Here is a 22,831-nt window from a genome sequence, read left to right as displayed (position 1 = left end):
AGTATTACAGGAATTACGAATGAATGGAGTTATGATGAAAAAGCCGGCGTTATTTATCTCTCTGTTGTTGGCTCAGTCCATTGCCACCGCAAACCAACAGCAGGTACAAGCGCCTAATATGTCCAGATATAGTGTAAACGGCGTTTATGCTTATAATGATTTTAATTTTAATTCGACTACTCTTACAGGCGGGTTTAATCGTTATAAAGGGCATGCAAATTTTTATAGTATTGGTGGCAATAATGTTAGGTTGAATGATTATTTCTCAGCAGGACTTTTTGCTTATTGGATCAATACGAGCTTGAATTCCCAGTTGTTGTTACCGGGCTTTTCTTTTTCTAAGACTGACCAATCCATTACCAACAATAGTATTTATGGACATGTCCTCACACATATTAAGCCTTCCTTCTTTTTTGATGTTGCTGGAGGCTATGGACAAAATACGGGGCATTTTCGTACGAGCGTGCAATTTCCAGGTATGGGAACTAATTATGCGGCTGGTAATAATCGAGGTAATAATTGGTTCATTAGTGGTGCGGCTTTATACAGCAAGCAGTTGAATAATTTCATTCTTAATGCCAACGTTGGTGTATTGCATACGGAAGTAAATCAACGACCTTATAATCTTGATTTTGCAAACTTCATCGCTACTCAGTTTGTGGATAGACTTCATACTGATGCAACCTTTCTTTTGGAAAATGCTGAGATAGGCTATCAAGCAACGCCAATGATTCAACCCTTTGTTAATGGCGGCTTATTACAAGTAGCAAACTTTAGTAATAACCAACGGGGTGTACCGATTGCGTTTGTAGGGCCTGTTCCTGGACTAAATTTAGATAAGAATGGTTATAAAGTTGGTGGGGGAGTGAACCTCTCTTATAAGCAATACTCGCTTCGTGTAGAGCAGCAATATTTTAAACGTGGAAGTATTTACAGCAGTAATCAGACTACTGTTTCGCTGACAGCTAATTTTGCTTAAATGATAAAGTATGCGGGGCCGTAAAGCCCCGCATACTTTTAATGGTGTACGTTAGCATCCTTTAGTACTTGAGCGATTTTAGAAGCTAAATGAGCATTCTTATCACCCTCTAATTGCGCTAGTTCTTTTGCATAGTCACTATAGTGTACTTCACCGCTTTTAACATTATAAATGGCACCAACAACCGCAACATCATCCTTTTCAATCATGTCTTGTAGTGTTGGGCTACGTTCATAAATATTTTGCAGAGTATTCGCAACATTAAGCTCGGTAACATGTTTCACAAAATTAGTATTCTGGCCATCCCGATTTGATGTTGTTTTTGTTTCGGCTTTAATTGCGGGCTTTATTTTTGCCAACAATTGTGTGATGTATCCTTGCTCTACTCCATTGCACGCAGATTGAATCGCGCCGCAACGTGTATGACCTAAAACAACGATTAGTTTAACACCAACTACATTACAGGCGTATTCGATACTTGCCAAAACATCCTCATTAACCACGTTCCCGGCAACACGCACACAGAAAATATCCCCAAAAGTCATATCAAAAATGGTTTCTACAGGTACGCGTGAATCAATACAACCTAATACAATAGCAATTGGATGCTGTTCTTTTGCTGTGTGTTGAACATCAAGATGAGTCAATCGATGAATGCGCTCATCGGCTAGAAAACGACTATTTCCCTCATTTAAAATATTAAGCACTTGAGCGGGGGACAGGTGAGATTGTACGTCATAAGTAGTGACATTAATAAAATTAATGTAATTATGGATCTTATAATGTTCTTTGAAGCCCGTGAGGTTTGTTGATATTTGCTTCAGTGGTGCTTGTTCTTCTTTAAACTCTTTCAGTAGTTCAGAAATTTCTTTATCAATATACTGAGTATAATGGGCATCAATAATTAACTGGGAACCATTGGGAATTGAGTCAAGTTCAGCAATTAACGTCGATTTATTTAAGAACGTTACTTGCTGTGGTAGTATCAGTCGGCTGGTTATTCCATTAGGATAAATCTCTTTAATAATATCAATACGTGCTTGGCTATTTGATTTCAAGATGAAAAACAAGCTTACGGCCAGACCGATTAAAATACCTACCAAAAGATTAAATACAATAATACCAATCACTGTCGCGATAAAGGGAATAAAGCGATCGACACCTTGGGCATATATTGAACGATAAATATCAGGTTTATTTAATTTATATCCCGTATATATAAGAATGGCTGCTAAAGAGGATAACGGGATTTTGTTAAGTGTTCCCGGAATTAACATTACGGCAAAAAGAATAAATACCCCATGTAAAATGATGGACATTTTCGTTCTTGAACCGGCTTGGATGTTAATAGACGTTCGTACGATAACCGAAGTAATCGGGATACCACCAAGTAGGCCTGCGGTCAGGTTTCCAACCCCTTGAGCTACTAATTCCCGATTAGTTGAGGCATGACGTTTTTGTTTATCTAACCGTTCCCCTGCTTTAAAGTTAAGTAATGTTTCAAGAGACGCGACAATAGCAATAATAACCCCGTAAAAATAGACTTTTGCATTACTCCATGCTGCCCAGTTGGGATGTACTAATTTACTAATAAAGTCAGAGATACTATCACTATGGGGAATATTAACCAATTGTGGTGTATCTTGAATCAACTCAGAGTCACCCCACATATAGAGCTCATTTAAGAGCACACCCAGAATTACTACAATAATTGGAGCAGGGATTTCTTTCAGAACTTTATTTTTGGTTTGATCAAAGTAAATTAAAATAACTAAAGAAAATAGTGTAATAATCATTGCCCCGTTATTAAGATGATTATAGAGGGCGAGCAGGGGGCTTAAGGTAATGACATCTGTAGTTTCCATTAAGTGAGTTTTAAGCTCATTAAAATCACTTGAGTGAGTAAATGCTAGTGGTAATTCTTTGATAATTAATAAAATACCGATTGCACAAAGTAAGCCCTGCACCACATTAGAAGGAACATAATCAGCAACAAAGCCCGCTCTTAGGCTACCTATAATGACTTGCAGCATACCGGCAAGAACTAAGGCTAACAGGAATGAATTGAAGTCTCCTATCTGGGCAATGGCTGTAACGACGACGGCGGCCATCCCGGCAGCGGGACCACTCACGCTGACTTGTGAGCCACTTAATACGCCTACAACAATTCCTCCAATAATACCACTTATGATTCCTGAAAATAGTGGAGCTCCGGAAGCGAGCGCGATTCCTAAGCAGAGTGGGATTGCCACGAGAAATACGACTATTCCTGCGACCAGATCAAACTTTAAATAGCGTTTGCCGTAGATTCGAAATTTACGTACATCAAACATCGTTTCTGCTTGCATGAATAGTATCCTATATTGAAAATTATTTATCAGATATCGCTTGAATCCACTTATTTTATAAGCCTTGTGATTTTAGACTAAAGTGTAATCTATTGAAACATATATGTTACAGTAATGTAACATTTATGTAACGTTTATGTTAAGAGAGAAGAGGTTTAGAGTAACCAAGATTTTCATTAACATTATATTGTTAGATTTTGGTGTATTAAGTCCGAGAGATTAAGGCAACAATCTGGCTGTAAGTAACTAAGGCCACTTCTTTATATTTTTGTTGGCATAATAATATGCTAATTACCTTAGTTTGACCATGGTATCCATAAATACGGAGTGAGAAACCAACATAGGTTTGGATACCGCGGTCGAGCCGTGGTAATTTTCTCTTCTAGAGACCATGTTAGCCCAGTATACCTAAGTAAAGTGCTATTAGGTAGCAACCAGGCTAAAGGAAATGAGGGGGATATCGCTTAAGATTCTTCGGATGTTTCAAATTCTTCCGCAGAAAAAAGTTCATCCGCCTCGTTTCTATTTTCAGTAATCAATTCATGTTCTAAGTTTTTAAAGTTCCACATACTTTGATCCATGAGCTGGCTTGGTTTAATACTTTGCAGTGCATGCAAAATATTACTTGGAACTTTGGGATTTTCCTCGGCAAGTTGATCAATTAAACGCGCCACTTTTTTGCGCATTAAATTTTCTTGTGAACCGCAAAGATTACAAGGGATGATGGGAAAAGCCTGTTCATTAGCAAAGGTAATAATATCTTTTTCTTGTACATAGCTTAATGGGCGTATAACGATATGTTTTTTATTATCGCTTAGGAGTTTAGGTGGCATAGAGCGAACGTCGCCATTATATAAAATAGACATCAGCAGCGTACGAATTAAATCATCACGATGATGGCCCAATGCAATTTTATTATAGCCATTTTCTTCTGCATAACGATAAATAATACCGCGGCGCAGGCGTGAGCATAAAGAACAATAGGTTTTTCCCTCGGGAACCTTTTCCTTTACAATACTGTAGGTATCACGTGTCAAAATTTCATGTTTAATTGAACGATCAGCGAGCCATTGACGAAGTGTGGAATCATCCCAGCCTGGTTGGGCTTGATCTAAAGTAAATGAAAACAGTTCAAACTTATTACCTGAACGTCGGCGTAGTTGATCAAGAATAGTTAACAGCGTAAAGGAATCCTTGCCTCCTGATAAACAAACCATTACGCGATCACCGCGTTGGATCATATTAAAATCTGCAATAGCCTTTCCAGTATAATGCAGTAATTTTTTTTCAACTTGAGACGGATTGGACATGATAAAACCTTGTTATTTGCTTTTCTTATTGGCGATATGAGTGTTAACGCGCATCGTTGCCAGCCATGAATTGACGAGTTGCAGATCATTAACATTTAATGAACCGGCAAAGTATTTTAAAGTCAAAACAGAATTAATCAAGTTGTATTGATCATTGGCTAATTGCTGTTGGGCTTCGAACAGACGTTGTTGTGCGTTTACTACATCAACCATCGTACGTGTGCCTACTTCAAATTGGGCTTCGGTGCTTTCTAATGAATTTTGCTGTGAGATAATTGTTTGTCTATCCGCTTTTACTTTACTAATCCCATCAATAATCGTATTGAAAGCTATACGGCTATTCACAACCACGTTGCGGTAGGCTTGTTCCATTTGCTCGCTACTTCCCTGGAAATTATGCTGAGCCTGGCGGGTTTGGGAACGAACCAATCCTCCTTGGAAAACAGGGAAGTTTAAAGCTAAGGCAACATTTGCTTGTTTCTGGTTTTTGGGAAGCAGGGGGTTGCTATCAGTATTAGAAACCTGGTTAAAGGTTTGTGTACTATTTCCCTGAATCGCAATTGTAGGCCAGTTACCTGCAGAAAGTGCTTTTACATTTTCTCGTGCTACTTCGAGATTATATTTTGCTGCAAATAACTTATAATTTTGATTTAAACCGGTGTCGACCCAAACATTCACATTGTTTGGCTCAGGTTTTATCAGAGGTATTTTACCATCACGCAGAGGTGCTAATGCCTCATAAACGTGATTAGTTAATTTTCTTAAATTTTCATACTGGTTTATTTTATTATTACGAGAAGCAATAACCGTCGCTATAGATTGATCATAGGCCGCTTTAGCTTCATAAACCGAGGTAATTGCGTCCAGACCAACTTGAAAACGTTGTTGCGCTTGCTCGTATTGGCGTTTGTTGGCTCTTTTTTTCGCCTCAGCAAACTCTAAAGTGTCTTGCGCATAGAGCACATCAAAATAGGCTTTTGCCGTCCGCAAAATTAAATCTTGGGCGGAGTCGTTAAATGTGGCTTGCGCTGCTTTAACATAGGCTTTGGCTTGGCGTACTTTGGCCCATGATTCATAATTGAATAATGCTTGCGATGCAGTTACTTGCCAAACTGCGGAATTATAATATTGAGCCGTAGAGCCAAAAGCAGGAGAATTATATTCAAAATAATTACGATTTCCCTGGCCGCCGAGGGTCAGCTGAGGAAGCAATGCAGCTCGGGCCTGAGGAACTGCTTCTGCATTGGCCATGTACGTATCATAGGCATTCTTGAAAATCGGATCATTTGCAAGGGCCTGTTGATAAACATCCATTAAGTCTGTTGCGTAAGCGAATGAAGACAGTCCCATGGTTATGAGAGAGCAGAACAGCAGCTTTTTCATTATAAGATTCACCCTAAAAATACAGAGTCCGTCTTCCTGCGGCTTTGTGTTGAATAATTGTTTCTGATCACCGACTACCATTGAGTAAAGAATTGTTTCCATACCCACACTAGTGGGTATGGCAGATAACAACTAAACTTAATGGCGGTACTAATTCTTGACTAGAATGTAAATTCTTTTGGCTTGAGCTTATCAATTAATGATGGAATTCCTGTTTCCAAAATAACTGATTTTTGCCAATTTCCTTGGTGATCTAATTGGTGTAATACACCTTTCATTACAGGCATTTTTCCTTCAATAGCAAATAATTTTCCGCCTGGTAATACTTGTAACATATGGGTTTCTGTTAGCTTTTCTAGAGCGCCAGTAAAGATAACCGTATCGTAAGGAGCTTTTTCTAACCAACCTTGGCAGGCATCGCCAGTAATCAATTCTACATTTTCACAATTATGTGCTTTTAATTTATGTGCTGCATTCGCAGTGAATTCAGAATAGTAGTCTACACTAATCACTTGTTTGCATAATTTGCTGAGTAATGCAGTAAAAAAACCGCTACCGGTACCAACTTCTAAAACCGTTTCAGTACCTTTAAGTTCTAAAGACTGTAGAATGATTCCTTCTTCTAAGGGGGTAAGCATACGCTGACCATGTCCTAGAGGAATTTGCATATCTGAATAGGCAAACTGAGTATACTGTTCAGGGACGAATTCATGTCTTGGGATTAAATCATATAAGCTCAGAATAGACTCTTCTAAAACATCACCAGTTCGTAACTGTTGTTTAACCATGTTCGTGCGTGCGTGTTGATAACTCATTTGCTCTACCATATTCATTGTGTTTAATGGGTTAAAACTCTGCGACCATCTTAGCAAAAAATTAGCTTATGTGCTAAGAAATAATGTCCTAATCCTTAATTTCGTGGTGACTGTGGTTAAAGTTTGTTATGATCCGTAAATTTATCGTAACTCACTTCGAAAAAGCAAATGTATTCTTTGCTGAGTAGGAGCGATGCAACTGTTGTTTCTAAGTTAATGTATAGGAGAGAACCGTGCTTGACCAATTTAGCGATTTTTTGCAAAGCGAATTAGAACAGCTGAAAAGTGAAGGACTCTACAAATCAGAGCGTATCATTGATAGTCAACAACAGGCTGACGTGACCGTAAACCACAAAGAAGTGATTAACCTTTGTGCGAACAACTATTTAGGTTTAGCAAATGATCCTCAATTAATCGCTGAAGGACAAAAAGCACTCGAGCAATACGGTTATGGTATGGCTTCAGTACGCTTTATTTGCGGAACTCAAACACCACACATACAGTTGGAACAAAAAATTAGCCAGTTTTTAGGTAAGGAAGATACTATATTATATTCTTCTTGCTTTGATGCGAATGCTGGCCTTTTTGAAACCTTATTGGGCGAAGAAGATGCGATTATCAGTGATGCCTTAAATCATGCCAGCATTATTGATGGTATACGATTATGTAAAGCAGCACGTTATCGTTATGCAAATAATGATATGAAAGCCTTAGAAGAGCAGCTAATTGCAGCTAAAGGTGCGCGTTTTCGTTTGATTGCCACCGATGGTGTGTTTTCTATGGATGGTATTCTTGCCAACTTACCCGCTATTTGTGAATTAGCAGATAAATATGATGCGATGGTGATGGTGGATGATTCGCATGCTGTTGGTTTTATGGGGAAAACAGGTCGTGGCACGCCTGAGCATTTTGGCGTTAGTGAGCGCATCGATATTATTACTGGTACCTTAGGCAAAGCTTTAGGTGGTGCTTCTGGCGGGTATACCTCCGCAAATGCAACGATTGTTAATTGGTTGCGTCAGCGTTCCAGACCTTACTTATTTTCTAATACCCTTGCACCCGTAATTGCACATACTTCTTGTGTGGTTTTAGATAATTTAATGAAAGATAGTCATTTATCAGAAAAATTAAAGCGTAACAGCAAGTACTTCCGTGAAGGAATGTCAAAATTAGGCTTTAAGTTAATACCGGGTGAGCATGCAATTATTCCTGTGATGTTAGGGGATGCTAGTTTGGCTGGACGTATGGCCAATCGCTTGCTGGAGTTAGGTATTTATGTAGTAGGTTTTTCTTATCCAGTGGTTCCTAAAGGTTTAGCCCGTATTCGTACGCAAATGTCTGCTGCGCATGAATTGCACCATTTAGATAAAGCCATTGCTGCGTTTGAAACAGTAGGTAAAGAGTTTTCCGTTATATAAATAGGGACATAATATTGGAGCGTCTTCGCGCCATAGCGACTGAAGGATAATTCACTATTTTGAGGTAATTAAATGAAATCATTAGTCAAAGCTAAAAGAGAGCCTGGAATTTGGATGGAAGAGGTTGCCATTCCTGAGTATGGCGTTAATGATGTTTTAATTAAAATTAATAAAACAGCGATTTGTGGTACTGATATCCATATTTATTCTTGGGATGATTGGGCCCAAGCGACTATCCCTGTTCCTATGACTGTAGGGCATGAATTTGTGGGCGAGATCGTGGCTTTAGGCCAGGAAGTTCAAGGTTTGACTGTCGGGCAGCGCGTTTCCGGTGAAGGACATATTACTTGTGGTTATTGCCGTAATTGCCGTGCAGGAAAACGTCATTTATGTCGCAATACTTTAGGCGTTGGCGTAAATCGTCCTGGATGTTTTGCTGAATATTTAGCATTACCTGCATCGAATGTTATTGTTCTTCCTGACAATATTACTGATGATCAAGCGTCAATTTTTGACCCATTTGGTAATGCAGCTCATTGCGCTTTGTCTTTTGATGTTGTGGGTGAGGATGTTCTAATTACAGGGGCCGGTCCTATAGGTATTATGGCTGCAGCAATCGTTCGCCATATTGGTGCTCGTCATGTTGTGATTACTGATGTGAATGATTACCGCCTCGAGTTAGCACGTAAAATGGGTGTTACGCGTGCGGTGAACGTTAAGTATGAAAAGCTTTCTGATGTTGTAGCCGATCTGGGTATGAATGAAGGTTTTGATGTAGGCTTGGAAATGTCAGGTAACCCCTTAGCCTTAAACGAAATGATGAAAGCCATGACTCACGGTGGTCATGTTGCTATGTTAGGTATTCCGCCACAAGAAACCCCAATTGATTGGAACCAGGTAATTTTTAAAGGGCTAGTAATTAAGGGTATTTATGGTCGGGAAATGTTTGAAACCTGGTATAAAATGATTGCCATGTTACAAAGTGGATTGGATATTTCACCAGTAACCACTCATCATTTTCCAGTAGATGACTACCAAAATGCATTCCAAATTATGGCATCAGGTCAATCTGGCAAGGTTATTTTAGACTGGACCTAAGATTTTATAGTAAGTAAAGCGGAGTTTTTATGTCACAATATATTTTTACCATGAATCGTGTCAGCAAAATTGTTGAAAATCAGCGATTTATTTTAAAGGATATTTCATTAAGTTTTTTTCCTGGCGCAAAAATTGGTGTGCTGGGGCTGAACGGTTCAGGTAAGTCAACGCTGTTACGTATTATGGCGGGAGTAGATACCCAATTTGAAGGTGAGGCAAGACCTCAACCGGGCATTAAAATTGGTTATCTAGAGCAAGAACCACAACTACATTTGGATAAAACGGTGCGCGAAATTGTCGAAGAGGGCGTATCCGAGATGAAGCAGCATTTAGTGCGCTTCGATGAAATCAGCATGCGTTTTGCTGAGCCCATGAGCGACGATGAAATGAATGAGTTACTTGCTGAACAAGGCGAGTTACAAAATGTCATTGAAGCTGGTGGTGGTTGGGACTTGGATAGAAAGCTCGACATCGCTGCTGATGCACTAAGATTACCAGAATGGGATGCAGTTGTTCGCAACCTCTCTGGAGGAGAGCGCCGTCGTGTTGCTTTATGTCGTTTATTACTTTCTAATCCAGACATGTTACTACTTGATGAGCCAACCAACCATTTGGATGCTGAGTCAGTAGCATGGTTAGAACATTATTTAGAAGGCTTCCCCGGAACCGTAGTTGCGATTACGCATGATAGATATTTCTTAGATAATGCCGCTGAGTGGATCTTAGAATTAGACCGAGGCGAGGGTTTCCCTTATAAAGGTAATTACACCGCTTGGCTTGAGCAAAAAGAAGCTCGTTTAGAAATGGAAAAGAAACAGGAAGATTCGCATCAACGAACCATTAAGGCTGAATTAGAATGGGTACGTACTTCTCCGAAAGGACGTCACGCTAAGAATAAAGCACGTTTGCAACGTTTCGAAGAAATGAATTCTAAAGAGTTCCAAAAACGTAATGAAACCAATGAAATTTATATCCCGCCTGGTGAGCGTTTAGGCGATTTAGTCTTCGAAGGGGAACAAATTACTAAAGCATTCGGTGATCGAATCTTAATTGATAAATTTGACTTTAAACTACCCAAAGGCGGTGTCTTGGGGATCATTGGCCCTAATGGCGCTGGTAAATCAACCTTTTTGAAAATGATTACTGGTCAAGAGCAGCCTGATAGCGGCACTATTCGCATTGGTGAGACAGTACAGTTGGCTTATGTAGATCAGCTTCGCGATGAATTAGATCCGAATAAATCCGTTTGGGAAGAGATTTCTGACGGCCACGACATTATGCAAGTGGGCAGTTTCCAAATGCCTTCGCGTGCCTACGTTGGACGTTTTAACTTTAAAGGATCGGATCAACAAAAGAAAATGTCCCAACTTTCTGGGGGAGAGCGAAACCGCGTGCATTTAGCAAAACTGCTAAAGAGTGGTTGTAACGTGTTATTACTTGACGAACCCAGTAACGATTTGGATGTTGAAACTTTACGCGCATTGGAAGAGGCACTTTTAAATTTCCCTGGTTGCGCGGTGATCATTTCGCATGATAGATGGTTCTTGGATCGAATTTGCACCCATTTCATGGCGTTTGAAGGTGATTCACAAATTGTCTTCCTTGAAGGAAATTACAGTGATTACGAAGCAGATAGAAAACGCCGTTTAGGTGATGCTGCAAATAGACCTTCACGGATTAAATACAAAAAGTTAGAGTCTTAGAAGCGTTTTGTTGTTGGTTACGTTATTCCGAACGACGAGAAGGGTCTCTTGAATGTGGCATAAATTTTGTGGATTAGTATAATGCCACCTTTCGAGGCCCTTCGTCGTAAACTCCTCAGGGTGACGTGCCTTTTTAAGCTTAATTGATGTAAGTAAATCCTTCCCTGCAGGGAAGGGGATTTTTTTTGGAGAAAATATCTAAATGAAGAAGTTATTTTGGGCAGGTTTGTTGCTATGCCTTGGGTTAACATCCTGTGTAGACTATGATGAATCTACTTTAATTACCGATGATGCAGGTTATGTGCACCGAACCATTCATTACACAAAAGACAAACGTGGCCGTAGCTATTTTCCAATGAAAATTAAAGCAACTGGTGAAAAGCGTTTTGTGTTCGATCCTAAAGCTTCTGCTTGGGCTGCTTATGATGAAGAAGGCAACCGCCTATTAACTGGGGCAGGTTCGGCCGGGGTTGATACTTGTGAAGAAAATTCAAGCCAGTCATGCAGAACAGTAACTGGTATGTTCCGTGTTTATAACAAGCAAGGTATTAATTGCCGTTCAGGAGAATATCCTGTAGATACCCGCGGCGGGGCTAAAATGCCTTACTGCATGTATTTCTACCAAGGATTTACAATTCATGCTGCCTATGAGGTTCCGGAACGTCCTTCAAGCCATGGTTGCGTACGTGTGTTCCCAAGTGCAGCAAAATGGTTAAATGAAAATTTCATGAAAATTGGCACTAAAGTAATCATCTTAGCCTACCCAGATCAAAATGGTGTGAATCGTTCAAAACCTCAGTCATTTTAAATAATGCACATAAAACCCGTATTAGCCTTTACTAATACGGGCTACCCTTCTGATTTGAATCGAACTATATTCGACTCCGAATATAAATTTCTTATTAGCCTCTCCATTAGTGTGAGTCACGGATTTTAGTTCCTGGTTGCTTCCAACCAGGAACTAACCCGTATAATATGCAGTCATAAATACGGGATATGGTGACACAAGGCCGGTTATTGAGGCTTGTCTGTAACTGGCTGGTTTTGTGGAGCATTAGAGGTATTATCAGCTGGTGGGCGGGTATCAAGATTAGTATTCTCTGGATTATTTATCAGCACTGGTTTTTTCGTAGTAACTGTGCCGCGTGGAGTCGCTATCATTTGGGTAATGCCTAGATCCCCAGTCGGTTTACGATTGACAGTTAAATCAATACTCAATAATTGACTAACTTTTTCTTTCTCATTTTGATAGACGACGACTAAAGGCAAGGTGACTTTCCACTGATTGTCTTTGGCATCAGTAATAAATCCTTGTCCATCAACATGACTACTTACTTTTAAACTTTGTGATTTAATCGCCTCAACATTACCTGATTTTTTTAATGCGCTACTAAAGCCAGTCCACCCTTGTTCAGTAAAACAGGCCTGTAATTGTTGCATTTGGGCATCCAATGTATTCGGATCAAAACTGAATGCCTGGATCACTGCTTTTTGCGACCAGGCTAAAACAACTGATTGTTCTACAGTTTTGACTTGTGCTGGAATTTTATAATTGCAATCAATGACTGCACTAGGCGCTGGGGCAGGTGTTACTTGACCTCCTGGGGCTGCTGGAAGCTTACTAGGTTCTGTTGGTGTGGCGGTTGGTGGAGTTGCTGGTGTTGTTGGATCAGCAGCATATACTTGAGCGCTAATTAGAGTAGCTAAGGCACTCCAAAGTATGGTTTTCTTCATGAAATAACTCCTTTAAATTGTGTGCAGCAATTCTGCGATAATAAGCGCTGCCAGCCTGGCTGTTTTTTGATCCTGATCCAGAGGCGGCGAAAGCTCGGCAATGTCTAAACTGACTACTTTGCCACTTTGCATGATGTATTTCAAGAGTGGCAATATTTGCCATGGGGTTAACCCCAATGGCTGTGGGGCGCTTACTCCTGGGGCAAAACATTCTGCTAAAACATCAAGACAGATGGTCAAATAAATATGGTCCATATTCAACATAAAATCATCAAGAAAAGCAAAATGCCAAGCAAGACTTTTCTCATAAATATCTTCTGCGGTTAAATAGCGTACATTTAATTCTGCTGCACGACGAAACAAGGAAGAGGTATTACCCATTTGCTGGATACCCAAGCAGCAATAATCAAATTTACGGCGGTTTTCTTCACACCAAGCGGCGATTTGTGAAAAAGGTGTTCCGGAAGTTCCAAGTTGATCTTTGGGGTAGGGGCGTAGATCAAAGTGTGCATCAAAATTAATAATGCCCAATCGCGTATAATGAGGTGCTAAACCTTGATGATGCGCCCAGGCAATTTCATGGCCACCACCTAGAGCAATAGTTTGGTGTCCCTGTTGATGACAAAAATTAATCAAACTGGCAAATTGGCTTTGTGCTAATTCCAACTCATCCTGTTCGCAGATGATATTTCCTAAGTCGACATAAACCTTGTTATTCGAGCAGGGAAGCTTTGCTAACTGAGTTTTTATTTGGTCAGGCCCCAATTTTGCCCCAGCTCTACCCTGGTTGCGTCGCACTCCGGCATCGCTAGCAAAGCCAACAAAAACGGTTTTTTTCTCTTTGCTAATTAAATCGGTTTGTTGTGTGGGAAAGGTTACTTTTTGAAAAAAACGTTCTGCATTAGGAGTATCCTTTCTACCCTGCCATAAAAGCGGATCGGCGTGCCGATAATTGGACAGATTTTCAAACATTAAATTCTCCCTGCATTAACCATACGTATGGAAAGTTATTGATTCTATAGTACTTACTATAAAAAAAGAAATTTTACCTTTACTAGGTTAAAATATGCCAACTTAGTCTAATGTCTGGTATTATCTATGTACACTTAGACGGAGGATACAGAGGTAATTGTGTTTATTATTACTGGCGGTGGAAGTGGCATAGGAAAAGCTTTAGCCTTATCTTTGGATAAACGCGGTAAAAATGTACTAATCATTGGGCGTCGAGAGCAGTTATTGAAGGAAACAGCAGCTGCCGCGACAAACATTCAATATTTCTGTGCTGACGTTGCTACTTCTGATGGATTAGCAGCAATAAAAGCCCATCTAGAATCAGTATCTCAAATTACTGCACTAATTAATAATGCAGGTACTTTAAATCCCCTGAGCTTATTAAAAGATATTGAACCTCAAGAATGGCAAAATGCAATAAATACTAATTTAAATGCACCACTTTATTTATCACAAATGTTATATGCCAAATTAAATCAAGGCCGAGTGCTAAATATTGGTTCCGGAGCTGCTTATTTTGCGATAAAAGGTTGGGGCGCCTATTGCGTTTCAAAAGCAGCATTAGCAATGTTGTCTAAGTGCTGGCACTTGGAGTCTGAATCGGTTACTTTTGCTAGTGTAATGCCTGGAATTATTGACACGAACATGCAAGTTTTGGCCCGTAGTGACGAAAACCCAGATCATGCTCAGGGTAATTTTTATAAACGTCTGAAAGAGAAGGGGCGCTTGGTTGCACCCGAAACTGTCGCAGAATTTTTAACTTGGTTATTGGTGGATGTTGATATACAAACCTATGGTTCTAAGGAATGGGACATTTACGATACGAGTCACCACGCGGCATGGCTTAAGGCTCCACATCAAGTTCTTCATTGGGATTTTTAATGTCTGCTTGCGATAAATTACTAGTTAATGCAACGACTATTGATGCTTTAGGCAAACAATTAGCACAACAGGCAATTGCTATTAGCAAGGGTATTATTTCTTGGAGTGGGCCCGAAGCTGAATTGCCGCCGCTCTATAATGAAACTAAAGAGCGGGTTGATTGTCATGGCCAATTAATTACTCCAGGCTTAATTGATTGTCATACGCATTTAGTTTTTGCGGGAAATCGAGCAGCAGAGTTTCAGATGAAACTCTCTGGAGTCAGTTATACAGAAATTGCTAAAGCAGGTGGTGGGATTATCTCTACGGTAAAGCAAACTCGTGCAGCCTCAGAGGAAGAGCTAATCCAGCAATCATTACCACGAATTTTAGCTTTAAAAAACGAAGGTGTAACTACGGTAGAAATTAAATCAGGCTACGGTTTGGATTTGCCTACGGAGTTAAAAATGCTACGTGTAGCGAAACGTTTGGGTGAAATGACCGGTTTAAGAGTACGTAAAACCTTTTTGGGTGCGCATGCGGTTGGCCCAGAATTTACAGGAAACAGTCAAGCTTATGTGGATATGTTGTGCCAGGAAATGTTGCCTGCGTTGACTGAGACGAATTTAATTGATGCGGTAGATGTTTTTTGTGAATCGATTGCTTTTTCGCTTGCGCAGACGGAGCAAATTTTTCGTGTTGCTCATTCATTAAATTTACCGATAAAATGTCATGCAGAGCAATTATCTAATCTGGGGGCAAGCGAGTTGGCCTCCGAATTTGGTGCTTTATCATGTGACCATCTCGAGTTTTTAGATGGGGACGGAGCGCAGGCATTGGCTAAGTCCAATACTGTGGCCGTATTGCTTCCAGGGGCTTATTATTTTTTACGTGAACAACACAAACCGCCGGTAGATTTATTACGCCAAGCTGGAGTACGGATGGCTATTGCTACTGACTGTAATCCGGGCTCTTCACCAACTGCGTCATTAAGATTGATGATGAGCATGGCATGCCAATTTTTTGATCTATCTGTCCCTGAGGTGTTAGCTGGGGTGACGAGCCACGCTGCTAAAGCCTTGGGCTTAGACAACGAAGTTGGCCAGATTGCTCCTGGTATGGCTGCAGATTTGGTATTATGGTCGGCGACTGAGGGGGCCGCCCTTTGTTATTATTTTGCATATCCGTTGCCTCACCAAACAATGATTGCTGGTGAATGGGTATCTACGAAGGATTTTTGACTTGGGAACTAAATTATGATGAACCAATTGAAATTCATTTTATCGGTGTTATTGATTATTTCTTCTTTAGCTGCTCAGGCAGTTACGCCTACATCACTTAAGAAAGAAACATCGACCTATATTATCGATGTCAAATATCCACAAGGCTTCAAAAATGCCAATGTGAACACAGTAGTAAAAGATTTTATTGAACAAACCCAAAAAAGTTTTTTTAGTGAGCTATCCGAAGATGAAAATGTTGCGTTAGATGTTTCTGGTAAAAGTGGACTAAATATTACTTATTCTATTCCTTACGAACAAAATAATGCGTTAAGCGTTCGTTTTAATATTTCTATTTATCATCGCGGTGCGGCTCATCCATTAAATACAACTGCTGTATTGAATTTTGTTAACAATCGCCAAGTTGAACTTGCTGAGTTATTCGTTAATGGGGCTGATTATTTAAAAACAATTTCTGAAATTAGTAGTAAAGTTATTACAGCAAAGAATATTTCTGATGCGAAATGGATCAAGGAAGGAACTAAGCCCGTCGCGGAAAATTACCATGTTTGGTCTTTCTCACCAAAAGGACTTGAGATCATTTTTGATAGCTATCAAGTGGCTGCTTACGTTTATGGTCCACAAATAGTTTCAATTCCTTTATCTGCTATTTCAGCGATGTTGAAACCTGAAATACAAAAAATAGTTTGGAAGTCTTGATGAGTGATATACCTTTTATAGCTGCCGATAAAAAAGTAGCCGAATTAACTTTTCGGGTCATTATTTTGGCCATAATATTGACCGTATTATTGGCCATGTCAAACGCCTATTTGGCCTTAAAATTAGGTATTTTAACGTCTGCATCGATTCCTGCAGCCATTATTTCTATGGGAATTTTACGCTTCTTTAAAAATTCCACTGTTTTGGAAAATAATGCGGTGCAGACTGCCGCCTCTGCTGGAGAGGCTGTCGCTGGCGGTATTGTGTATACTATTCCCGCCTTGATCATTATTGGCTATTGGAATCATTTTGATTATCTGACTAATTTTTTTATTGCAGTGAGCGGAGGAGTTCTTGGTGTCCTTTTCTCAATTCCTTTGCGCCGTATTTTAGTTAATGATCGTAATTTAAAATTCCCTGAAGGACGAGCTATTGCTGAGGTATTAAAATCCTCAGTAGAAAAAGCCGGAATTAGCGATATATTGATGGGTGGTGCGATTGGTGGCTTAATTGAATTATTGCAAACTGGTTTTAAACTTGTTGCAAACAGCTGGGGATATTGGTTTGTTGTCAAGCGCTCCTTATTTGGTTTAGGTGCTGGTTTTTCGGCAACCATGATAGGTGCTGGTTATCTAGTCGGACATGATATGGCGATCAGTATCTTTTTGGGGGCTGTTATTTCTTGGTTAGTTGCTTTACCTATAGTCAGCCGTTTTTATCCAGAATTTTTAACGCATTACAACCCAGAGCAAGCAGCTTCATTCTTATGGAATAGTGAGATGCGTTATCTAGGGATTGGAGCCATGTTATTTGCTGGCATGTGGACTTTTCTCAAATTAGTTAAGCCATTGTCCAAGAGTATTCAAACCTCTTTTAATACTTTTGTATCGAAAAGTCGTATGGATTTACAAGTACCGCGTACAGACAAGGATATTCCACTTCCTTACCTACTCATGGGGATAGGGGTGATGGCTTCGATTTTATTTTTATTTTTCCAATTAGTATTGCCTTTAGCGCAGGTGGGATTAGATAACGATTATTCCCCCACTCTAGTATTTCTCGCTGTGTTGTATGTTTTATTTATTGGTTTTATCTTTTCGGTAATTACGGCCTATTTTTCGGGAATGGTTGGGGTTACTGCCAGTCCGGGAAGTTCGGTAGTTATTTCGGGGATGTTGTTTGCTGCATGGTTGTTACTAGTTGCCATTGATCATTTCCTGCCGTTGCCATTAAGTCCTCAACAAATACAAGCAGCAGAAGCAATTACAATAATGATTGGTGCCGTAGTAACGGGAATTGCGGCCATTGCCAATGATAATACTCAGGATTTAAAAGTAGGGCAGTTAGTTGGCGCCACCCCTTGGAAACAACAGCTTATGCTCTTACTCGGAGTAGTGGTTTCTTCGCTGGTCATTCCACCAGTAATGCAACTTCTATTTAATGTCTATGGTATTGCTGGAGTAATGCCGCATCCGGGAATGGATGTGAGCCAATCCTTACCCGCTCCAACTGCTGCCTTGATGGCTGCAATCACTGAAGCAGTGTTCCAAAATTCATTGCCTTGGAACATGATGTTTGTTGGTTCTTGTGTTATTTTAGTCATCATTTTCTTGAACCATATTTTTAAAATAAGACGCTACCTCAACTTGTCTATCCTTGGGGTTGCTATAGGCATGTATTTACCTCTTTCCTCCTCGTTCCCATTATTCATTGGTGGGATGATTGCATTATTTGTACAAAGGCATTTACGCCGCGCTCAGAGAAGTGAGGAAGAACAGGTAACCAGAAAGCAAAAGGGTACTTTGATTGCCTGTGGTCTAGTTGCGGGTTCAGCGATCATTGATGTCTTGCTCGCCATCCCATTCTCCATTGCACAAAATCCTGATGCACTGCAATTGGCTGGCGCAGGCTGGGAAAATACCAGTGTTTATTTAGGTGTCTTCTCCACATTATTATTAGCCTGGTGGATCAACCGTCGTGTTTGCTCCGGTAAAATTTAACTCTAGGTCGGGCCATGGGTCTGACCTCCGTTATTTTAGGGTTCTAGTTAAATTGCATCGCTGCATCGCTGTAGCGTTGCTTAACTGTACTTATTTTGACATCGAGAGCATTATCATTTTGAAAAAGCGTAATTTTGCCTTTAATACATTCGATTAATAGTGTTTTCGTTGCGGCCGCAGCCTCAGGGGAGTTTACATTCGTACGTGATTTTTCTTTCATGCTCAAATACTGAGCACCAAATTTCTGTAAATGTGTATCAAGGTCTATAGCATTTAACATCTGATTTAGCTGCGTGGGATTATTAGGATCCGGGTTAAATGAGCATAGTGTAATGAGAACACTGAGCAGTTCAGAATCCTCCAAAACAAGAATATATCCGGTAAGTTAAGGAGATATCGTGTCTGTTCTTCTAATGGCATACGTGTAAGTGTGTAAGTAAGCCGCCGTAAAATAGGTTTGATAAGCAGAGGTTGATACCCTATCGCCAATTCAAGAGCACATTTTTTGCAGGTTCTTTATACTAATATCGGCATTTTTTGGGAGTAATGTCTCTACTAAGAGAGTATTTCCATCTTTGAACGCATGGTGTAAAAGGGTATCAAGATTCGCATCAAGCTGATTAATGTTTACATCTAAATCAATTAATTGCCTTAATTGCCCTCCTGATCCCAATAGCACAACGAGTACTAATGATGTTTCTCCATTTAGATTCGGTTGGTTGAATAATGTACTGATTTGTTTCGCATTAGGATACTGTAGGAGACTCTTGATAAATGGTCTAAATAATCCTGGATGCTGAGCGGCGATATAGAATAAAACATTGTTATAAGGACCTTGAGTTGCACGGAGCAGGCAGCACGTTATAGATATCTTGGGGATGTCTATCTAAGGTATTGCGTTTAGAGGCGGAAGTATCTGAAATTTGGTTATTTCAGGGGCTTGAAGTGGCCTGTAATGTAGGAGGGCTTCTGTTTTGATGGATTAGAGCTGTAAACCAAAAGACCTGCGGTGCCTTTTATTACTATCTTCTGGATAATTTGTGCTGACCCTTCCTATATTTTTCAATGTACCCATAGAATAATTAACATCTCAATTTGTTCATTTCTTGCCCATATCTTTAGAGGGAAAACACTATGAGCGATATTATTGGTTTATAAAATCAGCAGCTAGATTTGATTTTTCTCGATTAATTAATGCTGCAGTTTTTATTAGAATGTAGGCTGGGCTATCAAGCCCAACATTGGGAGTGGCACAAGCTGTGTTTGCTGGGCTTGGCAGCCCAGCCTACGGGGTTTACAACGATTCAATACGAATTTTATGTTGTAACAGCTTTTCCTTAGCTTGTTGCGCTTGCGCTAGTTTTTCCTGTTCTTTCGCAATAATTTCAGCAGGAGCTTTATCTGTAAATTTAGGATTATTTAATTTACCTGAGGCTAAGCTAATGTCTTTTTCCAGTTTTGCTAATTCCTTAGATAAGCGTGCTAACTCAGCTTCTTTGTCAATTAAATCAGCCATTGGAATTAAAAGCTCAACTTCTCCAAGTACTGCCGTTGCAGAAATAGGCGGTTTTTCTCCAGCATCCAAGTAGTTAATTTGCGTTAACTTGCTTAAGACTTTTAATGTATGCTGATATTTTTCCATACGCTCTTTGAGTTCAGGAGTATAGTTACGAACATACAGTGGAATCTGTTTTCCTGGGGAAATTGACATTTCACTACGAATTGTACGTATTGCTTGGATTGCTGATTTAAGCCATTCCAACTCCTCTTCAATGGCATCATTGATGAATTCTTCATCCACTTGAGGATAGCTGCTTAGCATGATGCTGGCATTACCATTCTCGCTGGTGAGTTTTGACGTACGTTGCCAAATTTCTTCGGTAATAAATGGCATTAATGGATGCAATAATTTCAGGATTTGATCCAATACGTGGAACAATGTTTTACGAGTGCCACGTTTTAAAGGGGCCAGCGCATGCTCATCTTGGAGGATGGGCTTGGATAATTCTAGGTACCAGTCACAGTATTCATGCCAGACGAACTCATATACCGTATTAGCTAACAAATCAAAGCGATAGGTTTCAAAATAATGATGAACTTTGCTAATGGTCCGTTGTAAGCGAGACAAGATCCATTCATCTGCAGGGCTGTATTGGAATGGACCATCTCCGAAATCAACTTGCTCCTCATCGGTATTCAACAATACATAACGGGCAGCATTCCATAATTTATTACAGAAATTACGATAGCCTTCTACTCGCCCCACATCAAAACGGACGTTACGTCCAGTTGATGCTAATGAACAATAAGTAAAGCGCAGTGCATCAGTTCCATAGGCGTTTATGCCATCAGGAAACTCTTTACGAGTCGCCTTGATAATTTTATCGCGAACGGATTGTAACATCAGATTTGACGTACGCTTTTCGATCAGGGAATCCAAATCAATACCATCAATCAGGTCAAGCGGATCCAGCACGTTGCCTTTTGATTTAGACATTTTATGGCCTTCGCTATCGCGGATTAAGCCAGTAATATATACGTCTTTAAAAGGAACTTTTCCAGTAAACTTTAGGCCCATCATAATCATGCGAGCAACCCAGAAGAAGATAATGTCAAAACCAGTGACCAATACCGAAGTAGGGTAGAATTGTTCGAGCTCAGGAGTACGCTCCGGCCAGCCTAAGGTTGAAAAAGGCCATAGGGCAGAGGAGAACCAGGTATCCAGAACATCTTCATCCTGTTTTAACAGGGTGCCTTCTTTAATTTTGTATTTAAAGCGAACATCATTTTCACTGTAGCCTACATAAACATTGCCGTTGCTGTCATACCAGGCTGGGATACGATGTCCCCACCATAATTGACGGCTAATACACCAATCTTCAATATTTTCCATCCATTGAAAATAAGTTTTGCTCCAATTTTCTGGGATAAAGCGAATTTCCCCATTTTTTACTGCAGCAATAGCAGGTTCTGCTAAAGGTTGGATTTTTACATACCATTGATCGGTTAATAGAGGTTCAATGATTACATTTGATTTTTCACCACGAGGTACTTTTAATTTATGAGCTTCTGTTTTAACTAAGAAGCCTTCTGTCTCTAAATCCTTAATAATTTGTTCACGAGCAACAAATCGGTCCATGCCCTGATATTTTAAAGGAGCATTTTTGTTAATCGATGCTTTTTTGGTGAAGACATTGATAACGGGTAGTTGATGGCGCTTTCCAACTTCATGGTCATTAAAATCATGAGCCGGAGTGATTTTAACGCAACCACTGGCGAATTCTTTATCCACATAATCATCGGCAATGATGGGGATAGTGCGATCGCAAAGGGGAAGTTGTACCTGCTTGCCAATCAAATGCTTAAAGCGCTCATCCTCTGGGTTTACTGCAACTGCAGTATCGCCGAGTAAGGTTTCTGGACGGGTGGTTGCAACAATTAATGACTCAGTAGATCCTTCAATTGGGTAGCGAATATGCCATAAAAAGCCATCTTCTTCTTCAGACAATACTTCCAGATCCGATACCGCCGTACCTAATTTAGGATCCCAGTTAACCAGGCGAGTTCCACGATAAATTAAGCCTTCATCATGAAGTTGTACGAATACCTTTTGAACCGCGGCGGATAAACCTTCATCCATGGTGAAGCGTTCTCTAGTCCAATCAACTGAAGCACCTAAACGTCTCATTTGTTTGGTTATGGTATTACCCGATTCTTCTTTCCATTGCCATACGCGCTCGAGGAATTCTTCACGGCTTAAATCTTTTCTATAAATACCATTGGCTTCTAACCGGCGTTCAACAACCAATTGCGTTGAAATACCGGCGTGGTCGGTACCTGGTTGCCATAAGGTTTTGTCGCCTAACATACGGTGATAACGAGTTAAAGCATCCATAATGGTATGTTGAAAACCATGTCCCATGTGCAAGCTTCCGGTCACATTCGGAGGAGGGAGCATAATGCAGTATTTTGCGCCATCGCCTTGAGGTTGAAAGTAGTGATGGCTTTCCCACGTGTTATAACATGCGCTTTCAATCGCTTCGGGGGAGTAGATTTTATCCATGATATAAACCTGTACTGATAAAACCAGAGATAGTACCACAGGTTAAGGGGGATTTTACATGGTTCAAGGCATTTTGTGATGGCGAGAAATTGGCACAAAATGTAGCCCGTATTAGACGTAGTCGTAACACGGGACGTTGATGCACCCCGTATTATGCTGCGCTAATAC

The 22,831-nt window shown here is 40.2% G+C and carries 18 protein-coding genes; 9 read left to right on the top strand and 9 right to left on the bottom strand.

The features are described 5' to 3' along the window. Positions 1 to 19 precede the first annotated feature (19 nt). The gene (locus tag E1P08_RS11230; RefSeq protein ID WP_133137120.1) at positions 20 to 979 is read left to right on the top strand and encodes an autotransporter outer membrane beta-barrel domain-containing protein; all 960 of its coding nucleotides are present in this window, start codon (positions 20 to 22) and stop codon (positions 977 to 979) included. Positions 980 to 1,017: 38 nt separating this feature from the next. Here the strand turns inward: E1P08_RS11230 and E1P08_RS11225 are convergent, their stop codons facing one another. The 4 genes from E1P08_RS11225 to E1P08_RS11210 form a co-directional block, all read right to left on the bottom strand. Beyond that, positions 1,018 to 3,327, bottom strand: coding sequence for a SulP family inorganic anion transporter (locus E1P08_RS11225; RefSeq protein ID WP_133137119.1), 2,310 nt, complete (start codon positions 3,325 to 3,327; stop codon positions 1,018 to 1,020). 464 nt (positions 3,328 to 3,791) lie between these two features. Next, complete coding sequence (gene ttcA / locus E1P08_RS11220) at positions 3,792 to 4,637, bottom strand: tRNA 2-thiocytidine(32) synthetase TtcA (RefSeq protein ID WP_165485159.1); 846 nt, start codon at positions 4,635 to 4,637, stop codon at positions 3,792 to 3,794. A 12-nt stretch (positions 4,638 to 4,649) separates the two neighbouring features. After that, a complete protein-coding gene (locus E1P08_RS11215) occupies positions 4,650 to 6,020 on the bottom strand; it encodes a TolC family outer membrane protein (protein WP_133137117.1) in 1,371 nt (456 codons plus the stop codon). A gap of 161 nt (positions 6,021 to 6,181) precedes the next feature. Further along, positions 6,182 to 6,835, bottom strand: a complete 654-nt coding sequence (locus E1P08_RS11210) for a protein-L-isoaspartate O-methyltransferase family protein (protein WP_133137116.1) — start codon at positions 6,833 to 6,835, stop codon at positions 6,182 to 6,184. A 233-nt stretch (positions 6,836 to 7,068) separates the two neighbouring features. Between E1P08_RS11210 and E1P08_RS11205 the strand changes: the two genes are divergently transcribed. The 4 genes from E1P08_RS11205 (at position 7,069) to E1P08_RS11190 (ending at position 11,862) form a co-directional block, all read left to right on the top strand. After that, on the top strand, positions 7,069 to 8,253 hold the full coding sequence (locus E1P08_RS11205) for a glycine C-acetyltransferase (RefSeq protein ID WP_133137115.1): 1,185 nt from the start codon (positions 7,069 to 7,071) through the stop codon (positions 8,251 to 8,253). Between the two features lie 72 nt (positions 8,254 to 8,325). Continuing rightward, positions 8,326 to 9,351, top strand: coding sequence for an L-threonine 3-dehydrogenase (tdh, locus tag E1P08_RS11200; RefSeq protein WP_133137114.1), 1,026 nt, complete (start codon positions 8,326 to 8,328; stop codon positions 9,349 to 9,351). A 29-nt stretch (positions 9,352 to 9,380) separates the two neighbouring features. Beyond that, positions 9,381 to 11,054: an energy-dependent translational throttle protein EttA gene (gene ettA / locus E1P08_RS11195; protein WP_133137113.1), complete on the top strand. Its 1,674-nt coding sequence runs from the start codon at positions 9,381 to 9,383 to the stop codon at positions 11,052 to 11,054. 202 nt (positions 11,055 to 11,256) lie between these two features. Further along, positions 11,257 to 11,862 (top strand): L,D-transpeptidase, encoded by a 606-nt coding sequence (locus E1P08_RS11190; RefSeq protein WP_133137112.1) that lies wholly within the window; start codon positions 11,257 to 11,259, stop codon positions 11,860 to 11,862. A 206-nt stretch (positions 11,863 to 12,068) separates the two neighbouring features. Here E1P08_RS11190 and E1P08_RS11185 read toward each other — a convergent pair whose 3' ends face one another. Both E1P08_RS11185 and hutG read right to left on the bottom strand, forming a co-directional pair. Beyond that, entirely contained in the window at positions 12,069 to 12,788 is a 720-nt protein-coding gene (locus E1P08_RS11185) for a DotI/IcmL family type IV secretion protein (protein WP_133137111.1), read from the bottom strand. Between the two features lie 12 nt (positions 12,789 to 12,800). Next, complete coding sequence (hutG, locus tag E1P08_RS11180; RefSeq protein ID WP_133137110.1) at positions 12,801 to 13,760, bottom strand: formimidoylglutamase; 960 nt, start codon at positions 13,758 to 13,760, stop codon at positions 12,801 to 12,803. Positions 13,761 to 13,919: 159 nt separating this feature from the next. Here hutG and E1P08_RS11175 point away from each other — a divergent pair, with 159 nt between their 5' ends. From E1P08_RS11175 to E1P08_RS11160, 4 genes are read left to right on the top strand one after another with little or no spacing between them, the layout of a single operon-like run. Then, positions 13,920 to 14,681, top strand: coding sequence for an SDR family NAD(P)-dependent oxidoreductase (locus tag E1P08_RS11175; protein ID WP_133137109.1), 762 nt, complete (start codon positions 13,920 to 13,922; stop codon positions 14,679 to 14,681). Continuing rightward, complete coding sequence (hutI, locus tag E1P08_RS11170; protein WP_133137108.1) at positions 14,681 to 15,901, top strand: imidazolonepropionase; 1,221 nt, start codon at positions 14,681 to 14,683, stop codon at positions 15,899 to 15,901. Before E1P08_RS11175 ends, hutI begins: the two co-directional genes overlap by 1 nt. Positions 15,902 to 15,916: 15 nt before the next feature. Beyond that, positions 15,917 to 16,600 (top strand): RsiV family protein, encoded by a 684-nt coding sequence (locus E1P08_RS11165; RefSeq protein ID WP_165485158.1) that lies wholly within the window; start codon positions 15,917 to 15,919, stop codon positions 16,598 to 16,600. Continuing rightward, the gene (locus tag E1P08_RS11160; protein ID WP_133137107.1) at positions 16,600 to 18,600 is read left to right on the top strand and encodes an OPT family oligopeptide transporter; all 2,001 of its coding nucleotides are present in this window, start codon (positions 16,600 to 16,602) and stop codon (positions 18,598 to 18,600) included. Before E1P08_RS11165 ends, E1P08_RS11160 begins: the two co-directional genes overlap by 1 nt. Before the next feature lie 43 nt (positions 18,601 to 18,643). Here E1P08_RS11160 and E1P08_RS11155 read toward each other — a convergent pair whose 3' ends face one another. The 3 genes from E1P08_RS11155 to E1P08_RS11150 all read right to left on the bottom strand — a co-directional run bounded on the left by E1P08_RS11155 (position 18,644) and on the right by E1P08_RS11150 (position 22,663). Further along, positions 18,644 to 18,880, bottom strand: coding sequence for a hypothetical protein (locus E1P08_RS11155; protein WP_133137106.1), 237 nt, complete (start codon positions 18,878 to 18,880; stop codon positions 18,644 to 18,646). Between the two features lie 210 nt (positions 18,881 to 19,090). Further along, positions 19,091 to 19,408 (bottom strand): ankyrin repeat domain-containing protein, encoded by a 318-nt coding sequence (locus E1P08_RS17755; protein WP_423202224.1) that lies wholly within the window; start codon positions 19,406 to 19,408, stop codon positions 19,091 to 19,093. 486 nt (positions 19,409 to 19,894) lie between these two features. Beyond that, positions 19,895 to 22,663 (bottom strand): valine--tRNA ligase, encoded by a 2,769-nt coding sequence (locus E1P08_RS11150; RefSeq protein ID WP_133137105.1) that lies wholly within the window; start codon positions 22,661 to 22,663, stop codon positions 19,895 to 19,897. Between the last annotated feature and the right edge of the window lie 168 nt (positions 22,664 to 22,831).

This window comes from Legionella rowbothamii, from assembly GCF_900639985.1.
GTDB lineage: Bacteria > Pseudomonadota > Gammaproteobacteria > Legionellales > Legionellaceae > Legionella > Legionella rowbothamii.
This window is presented reverse-complemented; position numbering and strand designations above follow the sequence as displayed.

Coding starts and splice junctions, on each gene's coding strand:
- E1P08_RS11230 (WP_133137120.1), top strand. CDS start 20: ATGAATGGAGTTATGATGAAAAAGCCGGCGTTATTTATCTCTCTGTTG.
- E1P08_RS11225 (WP_133137119.1), bottom strand. CDS start 3,327: ATGCAAGCAGAAACGATGTTTGATGTACGTAAATTTCGAATCTACGGC.
- ttcA (WP_165485159.1), bottom strand. CDS start 4,637: ATGTCCAATCCGTCTCAAGTTGAAAAAAAATTACTGCATTATACTGGA.
- E1P08_RS11215 (WP_133137117.1), bottom strand. CDS start 6,020: ATGAAAAAGCTGCTGTTCTGCTCTCTCATAACCATGGGACTGTCTTCA.
- E1P08_RS11210 (WP_133137116.1), bottom strand. CDS start 6,835: ATGAGTTATCAACACGCACGCACGAACATGGTTAAACAACAGTTACGA.
- tdh (WP_133137114.1), top strand. CDS start 8,326: ATGAAATCATTAGTCAAAGCTAAAAGAGAGCCTGGAATTTGGATGGAA.
- ettA (WP_133137113.1), top strand. CDS start 9,381: ATGTCACAATATATTTTTACCATGAATCGTGTCAGCAAAATTGTTGAA.
- E1P08_RS11190 (WP_133137112.1), top strand. CDS start 11,257: ATGAAGAAGTTATTTTGGGCAGGTTTGTTGCTATGCCTTGGGTTAACA.
- E1P08_RS11185 (WP_133137111.1), bottom strand. CDS start 12,788: ATGAAGAAAACCATACTTTGGAGTGCCTTAGCTACTCTAATTAGCGCT.
- hutG (WP_133137110.1), bottom strand. CDS start 13,760: ATGTTTGAAAATCTGTCCAATTATCGGCACGCCGATCCGCTTTTATGG.
- hutI (WP_133137108.1), top strand. CDS start 14,681: ATGTCTGCTTGCGATAAATTACTAGTTAATGCAACGACTATTGATGCT.
- E1P08_RS11165 (WP_165485158.1), top strand. CDS start 15,917: ATGATGAACCAATTGAAATTCATTTTATCGGTGTTATTGATTATTTCT.
- E1P08_RS11160 (WP_133137107.1), top strand. CDS start 16,600: ATGAGTGATATACCTTTTATAGCTGCCGATAAAAAAGTAGCCGAATTA.
- E1P08_RS11155 (WP_133137106.1), bottom strand. CDS start 18,880: ATGTTAAATGCTATAGACCTTGATACACATTTACAGAAATTTGGTGCT.
- E1P08_RS11150 (WP_133137105.1), bottom strand. CDS start 22,663: ATGGATAAAATCTACTCCCCCGAAGCGATTGAAAGCGCATGTTATAAC.